The following is a 5,819-nucleotide window of genomic DNA, read 5'->3' on the forward strand; positions in this document are numbered from 1 at the left end:
TGCCCGAGACGGTGCTGGCCCATATCCGCAGCGCCGCCTCTGCAGCACCCGATCCGCGCGATCCGGTCTTTGCCCGCAACGAGGTGCATGTGATCGCCTCGGCCCGGATCTCGCTGGAGGCGGCGGCGGCGCGGGCCGAGGCGCAGGGCGTCCCGGCGGTGATCCTGTCGGACGCGATCGAGGGCGAGGCGCGCGATGTGGGCCGGGTGCATGCGGCGCTGGCGCGCGAGGTGGCCTGCCGCAACCGGCCTTTCGTGGCGCCGGTGGTGATGCTGTCGGGCGGTGAAACCACGGTGACGCTGCGCGGCGAGGGCGGGCGGGGCGGGCGCAACACCGAATTCCTGCTGGCCTTCGCGCAGGCGGTGGACGGGCTGGCGGGCATCCACGCGCTCGCCGCCGATACCGATGGCATCGACGGCACCGAGGACAATGCGGGCGCCTTCGCCGATGGCACCAGCGCGGGCCGTCTGCGCGCCAGCGGCCACGATGCGATGACGGCGCTGGCCCGCAATGACGCATGGGGCGCGTTCGACCAGCTGGGGGATCTGTTCAGCCCGGGCCCCACCGGCACCAATGTGAACGATTTCCGGGCCATCCTGATCCGTCCCTCCTTGGGCTGAACCCGGCCCGCGTCTGTCGCCGAAGGCGCGGGCCGGAACGGTCAGGCGGGAACGGGCGCATCCTCGCGCAGCAGGCCCTTGGATTTGAGATCCGCCCAGAAGTCGGGCGGGATCGGGGTTGCGAACCAGTCAAGGTTCTGGCGCAGCTGCGCCACCGTGCGGGTGCCCGCCATGAAGCTGGGCACCGCCGGATGCGCCACCACGAATTGCAGCGCCGCAGCGGGCAGGGGCACGTTGTATTCGGCACAGACCGCCTCGATCCGGCGGACACGGTCAAGGATCGCGGCGGGGGCGGGGGCGTAATTGTATTTGGCGCCGTCCGTTGCGCCGGTGGCAAGGATGCCCGAATTGAACCCGCCGCCCACGACCACCGCCGCGCCGCGCGCCTCGCAGAGCGGCAGGAAACTGTCGAGCGCCTCCTGTTCCAGCAGCGTGTAGCGCCCCGCCAGCAGGAAGCAGTCGAAATCGCGCCGCTCCAGCGCGGCCTGACAGACCTCCCATTCGTTGACGCCCACGCCGATGGCCTTCACCACGCCCTCGTCCCGCAGCTGCGACAGCGCCTTCCATGCGCCGGTCATCGCCTGTTCGAACACCTCGGGCTGTTCAGCGCCACGGGTGAACACGTCGATGTCATGGATGAAACAGATGTCCATGCGTTCAAGGTTCAGGCGCTGCAGGCTGTCCTCGAATGACCGCATCACCCCGTCATAGCTATAGTCGAACTGCGGAATGAACCGCCCGGCATTGGTCCATGGCGCATAGTCGATATCGGCCTTGCGCGCGGGCTTCAGCACCCGCCCGACCTTGGAGGACAGCACGAAGGCGTCGCGATCCTTCCAGCGCAGCGAATGCCCGGCGCGCAGTTCCGACAGGCCGTGGCCATACATGGGGGCCGTGTCGAAATAGCGGATGCCCGCGTCCCACGCGGTCTGGATCATCGCGTCCGACGTGGTCTCGTCGATCTCGCGGAAGATGTTGCCGATGGGGGCGGTGCCGAATCCGAAGGCCGTCACCTCCAGATCGACGCGGCCGAATTTCACCTTGGCGTCAGGGGTCATGTTGCTCCTCCCTAATGTAACTATTTGGTTATTTAAGCGCGGATCGCGCTGTGGTTCAAGCCCGTTGCGCCGTCTTGACCGATGCGCTCTGCGCACTTATAAGTAACTGTATAGTTACCGGAGGAGACGCATGTATATCACCGAAACGCACAGTCAGGTGCGCGACATGACGCGGCAGTTCGCCAATGAGGTCATCCGCCCGGTCGCGGAGGAACTGGACCGGGAGGAGCGTTTCCCCGCCGAGATCTACAGCCAGATGGCGGAGCTTGGGCTTTTCGGCATCAGCGTGCCCGAAGCCATGGGGGGGCCGGGCTTTGACACGGTCACCTATGCGCTGGTCATGGAGGAGCTGTCGCGCGGCTATGCGTCGGTTGCCGACCAGTGCGGGCTGGTCGAGCTGATCTCGACCCTGCTCTGCCGCCATGGCACGGAGGCGCAGCGCGCCCGCCATCTGCCCGACATCCTCGCGGCAAAGACGCGCGTGGCCTATTGCATCACCGAGCCGGAGGCGGGCACCGACGTGTCGGGCATCCGCACCGAAGCGGTGCGCGACGGCGACGGCTGGATCCTGAACGGCGGCAAGATCTGGATCCACAACGCGCCGGTGGCCGATCTGGGGTTTGTGCTGGCGCGGACCGACCGGGCGGCGGGCCATCGCGGCATGTCGATCTTCATCGTCGATTTTCACGCCAAGGGCGTGAGCCGCGGCCCCAAGGAGCACAAGATGGGCCAGCGCGCGAGTCAGGTCGGCCCGGTGAGCTTTGACGACGTGCGCCTGCCCGGCGACGCCCTGCTGGGCACCGAAGGGCGCGGCTTTCACATGATGATGAGCGTGCTGGACAAGGGCCGGGTGGGCATCGGCGCGCTGGCGGTGGGGATCACGCAGGCCGGGCTGGAGGCGGCGGTGGACTATGCGCAGCAGCGTCGGCAGTTCGGCAAGGCGATTTCGGAATTTCAGGGCGTGCAATGGCTCATCGCCGACATCGCCAAGGATGTGGAGGCGGCGCGGCTGCTGGTGCATCAGGCGGCGTTCAAGATCGACAGCGGCGCCGATGCCACACGCTTCTGCTCCATGGCCAAATGTTTCGCCGGGGACGCGGCGGTGGCGCGCACGGCGGATGCGGTGCAGGTGTTCGGCGGCTCCGGCTATATCCGGGGTTTCGAGGTGGAGCGGCTCTATCGCGACGCCAAGATCTGCCAGATCTACGAGGGCACCAACCAGATCCAGCGCATGATCATCGCGCGCGAACTGCTGGCCAAGGGGGCCGCGGCATGAGCGGGCAGGTTGCGCTTGTCACCGGATCGAGCCGCGGCATCGGGTTTGCCGCCGCCCGCGAACTGGCCCGCGCCGGGTTTGCCGTAGCGTTGAACGGCCCCGGCGAGGACGAGGATCTGGCGCGGGCCTGCGACAGCCTGCGGGCCGAGGGCGCGCGGGTGGCGGCGGTGGCCTTCGACGTGTCCGATCTGGCGGCGCATGATGCGGCGCTCGACCGGGTGGAGGCAGCACTTGGCCCGCTGACGACGCTGGTCAACAACGCGGGTGTGGGGGTGCTGCGCCGCGGCGATCCGCTGGAGGTGCGGGAGGACAGCTTCGACCGCTGCATCGCCGTGAACACCAAGGCGATGTTCTTTCTCTGCCAGAGCTTTGCCAGACGGCTGCTCGCCCGTCCGCGCGACGCGGCGCTGACCCACGCCATCGTCAACGTCTCCTCCTCCAATGCGGTGGCGGTGGCGTTGCCGCGGTCGGAATACTGCGTGTCCAAGGCGGGGGCCGCCATGGTGTCCAAAGCCTTTGCGGTGCGGCTCGGGCCCGAGAACATCGCGGTCTATGACGTGCAGCCCGGCCTTGTCGCCACCGACATGACCGCCCCGGTCATCGCCGAATACAGCGCGCGGGCGCGGGACGGGCTGACGCTCTTTCCGCGCATCGGCCAGCCCGAGGAGATGGGCCGCATCATCGCCGCGCTGGCCTCCGGCGCGCTGCCCTACACGACCGGACAGGTGATCTCGGCGGATGCCGGGATGCTGGTGCCCCGTTTCTGAGGAATCTCTGTCATGAAAATCGCGCTTCCCGATGCCGCAGGACGGCTTTCGGATTACCATCTGACCGGCACGCCGCTGCCAGAGACGCGGCTGCCGCAGGATGCGGCGCGCGTGGTCTATTCCGCCGCCCATGTGGTCGCCGACCCCTTCGCCGCTGCGGATCCCTCCGGCCCCGCCTGCCTTGACTGGGAGCGGACCATGGCCTTTCGCCGCCATCTGCACGGGCTGGGGCTCGGCATCGCCGAGGCGATGGACACCGCGCAGCGCGGCATGGGGCTGGACTGGCCTACCGCGCTCAACCTGATCCGCCGCACCCGGGCCGAGCTGCCCGAGGCGCGGGTGGTCAATGGCGTGGGCACCGACCAGCTTGACCCCGCCGAGGCGCGCAGCCTTGACGATGTCCGCCGCGCCTATATGGACCAGCTGGACGCGGTGCAGGCGCTGGACGCGCGGGTGATCCTGATGGCCAGCCGCGCGCTCGCGCGCGTCGCCACCGGCCCTGCCGATTATCTTCGGATCTATGGCGAGCTGCTGGCTGCCTGCGATCATCCGGTGGTGCTGCACTGGCTGGGCGAGATGTTCGACCCGGCGCTGGCGGGTTACTGGGGCGCGCAGGGGTTTGACGAGGCGCTGGACACCGTTGCCGACCTGATCGAGACTCATGCCGCCAAGATTGACGGCGTCAAGATCTCGCTGCTGGACAAGGACAAGGAAATCGCGCTGCGCCGCCGCCTGCCCGAAGGCGTCCGCATGTATACCGGCGATGACTTCAACTATCCCGAGCTTATCGCCGGGGATGCGCAGGGCTTTTCCCATGCGCTGCTTGGCATCTTCGATCCGCTGGCGCCCGCTGCGGCGCGGGCGGTGGATCTTCTGGGGCAGGGCGATGTGGCGGGGTTTCACCGGGTGCTGGATCCCACCGTGCCGCTGGCCCGGCTGATCTTTCGTGCGCCCACGCCCTTTTACAAGACGGGCGTCGTTTTCCTTGCCTGGCTCAACGGCTTTCAGGAGCATTTTGTCATGGTGAACGGCGCGCAGGCGCAGCGGCCCCTGCCGTATTTCACCGAAGCGTTCCGGCAGGCCGATGCCTGCGGCCTGCTGCGTGATCCGGATCTGGCGGTGGCGCGGATGCGGCGGCTGCTTGCGCTTTACGGGGTGGCGTGATGCGGGATTTCAGCGCCGATACCTCGGCCCTCGCGCTCAACACCGCCACGCTGGGCCATAATGTCGACGGGCAGGGCGCGGGCTGGTCGCCCGAGCAGGTGATCGACGCCTGTGCGGCGCGCGGTTTTGGCGGGCTGGTGTTCTGGCGGCGCGAAATTGGCGACCGTGCCGCCGAGATCGGCGAGCGGGTGCGCGCGGCGGGGATGACGGTGGCCGGGCTCTGCCGCGCGCCGTTTCTGACCGGGCCGCTGGTCTGTGGGGATGACGCGGCCATCATGGCGGAGTTCCGCGCCGCCATCGACATGGCGGCAGCCCTTGGCGCGCCGGTGCTGACCCTTGTCAGCGGCGGGGTGGAGCCGGGCAGCAAGGGCACCCATGACAGCCGGATGCGGCTGGCGGACCGCATCGCGCGGGCGGCGGATCATGCGGCGGGCTGCGGGGTGGCGCTGGCGCTGGAGCCGCTGCATCCGGTCTATGGCGGCGACCGCACCTGCGTGATGACCGTGGCCGAGGCGCTGGATCTTTGTGATGCGGTGGCGGTCCACAATCTGGGCATCGCGGTCGATGTCTATCACTGCTGGTGGGACAGCACGCTGCCGCAGGTGCTGGCCGACCGGGCGCGGGGGCGCATTCTGGGCTATCACCTCTGCGACTGGCGGGCGGACACGCGCGATGTGCTGCTGGATCGTGGCATGATGGGGGACGGGGTGGCCGATCTGAAGGCGCTGCGCCGCGCGGTCGAGGCGGCGGGTTATGCCGGCCCCTGCGAGGTCGAGATTTTTTCCGCCGCTGACTGGTGGCGCCGCCCCCCGGGCGAAGTGCTGGACACCGTGGTGGAACGGTTCCGCACCCTTTGCTGATCCCGCGAACAGAAGAGAAGGAGGATTGCCGCATGAAGGTGCTTGTGCCTGTGAAGCGCGTGATCGATTACAAC

General features: G+C 68.4%; 6 protein-coding genes. 5 read left to right on the plus strand and 1 reads right to left on the minus strand.

What is annotated here, in order from left to right; all coding sequences use genetic code 11:
• Positions 1-620: MOFRL family protein (locus tag VK682_RS26835; protein WP_324782947.1), on the plus strand; the 620-nt coding region annotated here is incomplete at its 5' end.
• Positions 621-661: 41 nt separating this feature from the next.
• On the opposite strand, the gene VK682_RS26840 is transcribed toward VK682_RS26835, so the two are convergent.
• Positions 662-1,678, minus strand: coding sequence for an aldo/keto reductase (locus tag VK682_RS26840; RefSeq protein WP_324782948.1), 1,017 nt, complete (start codon positions 1,676-1,678; stop codon positions 662-664).
• A 130-nt stretch (positions 1,679-1,808) separates the two neighbouring features.
• Here VK682_RS26840 and VK682_RS26845 point away from each other — a divergent pair, with 130 nt between their 5' ends.
• The 4 genes from VK682_RS26845 to VK682_RS26860 are packed head-to-tail and all read left to right on the plus strand — an operon-like array spanning position 1,809 to position 5,745.
• On the plus strand, positions 1,809-2,954 hold the full coding sequence (locus VK682_RS26845) for an acyl-CoA dehydrogenase family protein (protein ID WP_230798219.1): 1,146 nt from the start codon (positions 1,809-1,811) through the stop codon (positions 2,952-2,954).
• A complete protein-coding gene (locus tag VK682_RS26850) occupies positions 2,951-3,721 on the plus strand; it encodes a 3-ketoacyl-ACP reductase (protein ID WP_230798220.1) in 771 nt (256 codons plus the stop codon). The genes VK682_RS26845 and VK682_RS26850 overlap by 4 nt, the downstream gene beginning before the upstream one ends.
• A 12-nt stretch (positions 3,722-3,733) precedes the next feature.
• Positions 3,734-4,885 carry a dihydrodipicolinate synthase family protein gene (locus VK682_RS26855; RefSeq protein WP_230798221.1) on the plus strand — a complete coding sequence of 384 codons (1,152 nt, stop codon included), beginning with the start codon at positions 3,734-3,736 and terminating at the stop codon, positions 4,883-4,885.
• Positions 4,885-5,745: a sugar phosphate isomerase/epimerase family protein gene (locus tag VK682_RS26860; RefSeq protein ID WP_230798222.1), complete on the plus strand. Its 861-nt coding sequence runs from the start codon at positions 4,885-4,887 to the stop codon at positions 5,743-5,745. Before VK682_RS26855 ends, VK682_RS26860 begins: the two co-directional genes overlap by 1 nt.
• Positions 5,746-5,819: the final 74 nt, after the last annotated feature.

Source organism: Salipiger marinus (genome assembly GCF_035481585.1).
Lineage (GTDB): Bacteria > Pseudomonadota > Alphaproteobacteria > Rhodobacterales > Rhodobacteraceae > Salipiger > Salipiger marinus.

Excerpts from the sequence above, each read along its gene's own strand:
- VK682_RS26860 (WP_230798222.1), top strand. The coding sequence starts at position 4,885 with ATGCGGGATTTCAGCGCCGATACCTCGGCCCTCGCGCTCAACACCGCC.
- VK682_RS26855 (WP_230798221.1), top strand. The coding sequence starts at position 3,734 with ATGAAAATCGCGCTTCCCGATGCCGCAGGACGGCTTTCGGATTACCAT.
- VK682_RS26845 (WP_230798219.1), top strand. The coding sequence starts at position 1,809 with ATGTATATCACCGAAACGCACAGTCAGGTGCGCGACATGACGCGGCAG.
- VK682_RS26850 (WP_230798220.1), top strand. The coding sequence starts at position 2,951 with ATGAGCGGGCAGGTTGCGCTTGTCACCGGATCGAGCCGCGGCATCGGG.
- VK682_RS26840 (WP_324782948.1), bottom strand. The coding sequence starts at position 1,678 with ATGACCCCTGACGCCAAGGTGAAATTCGGCCGCGTCGATCTGGAGGTG.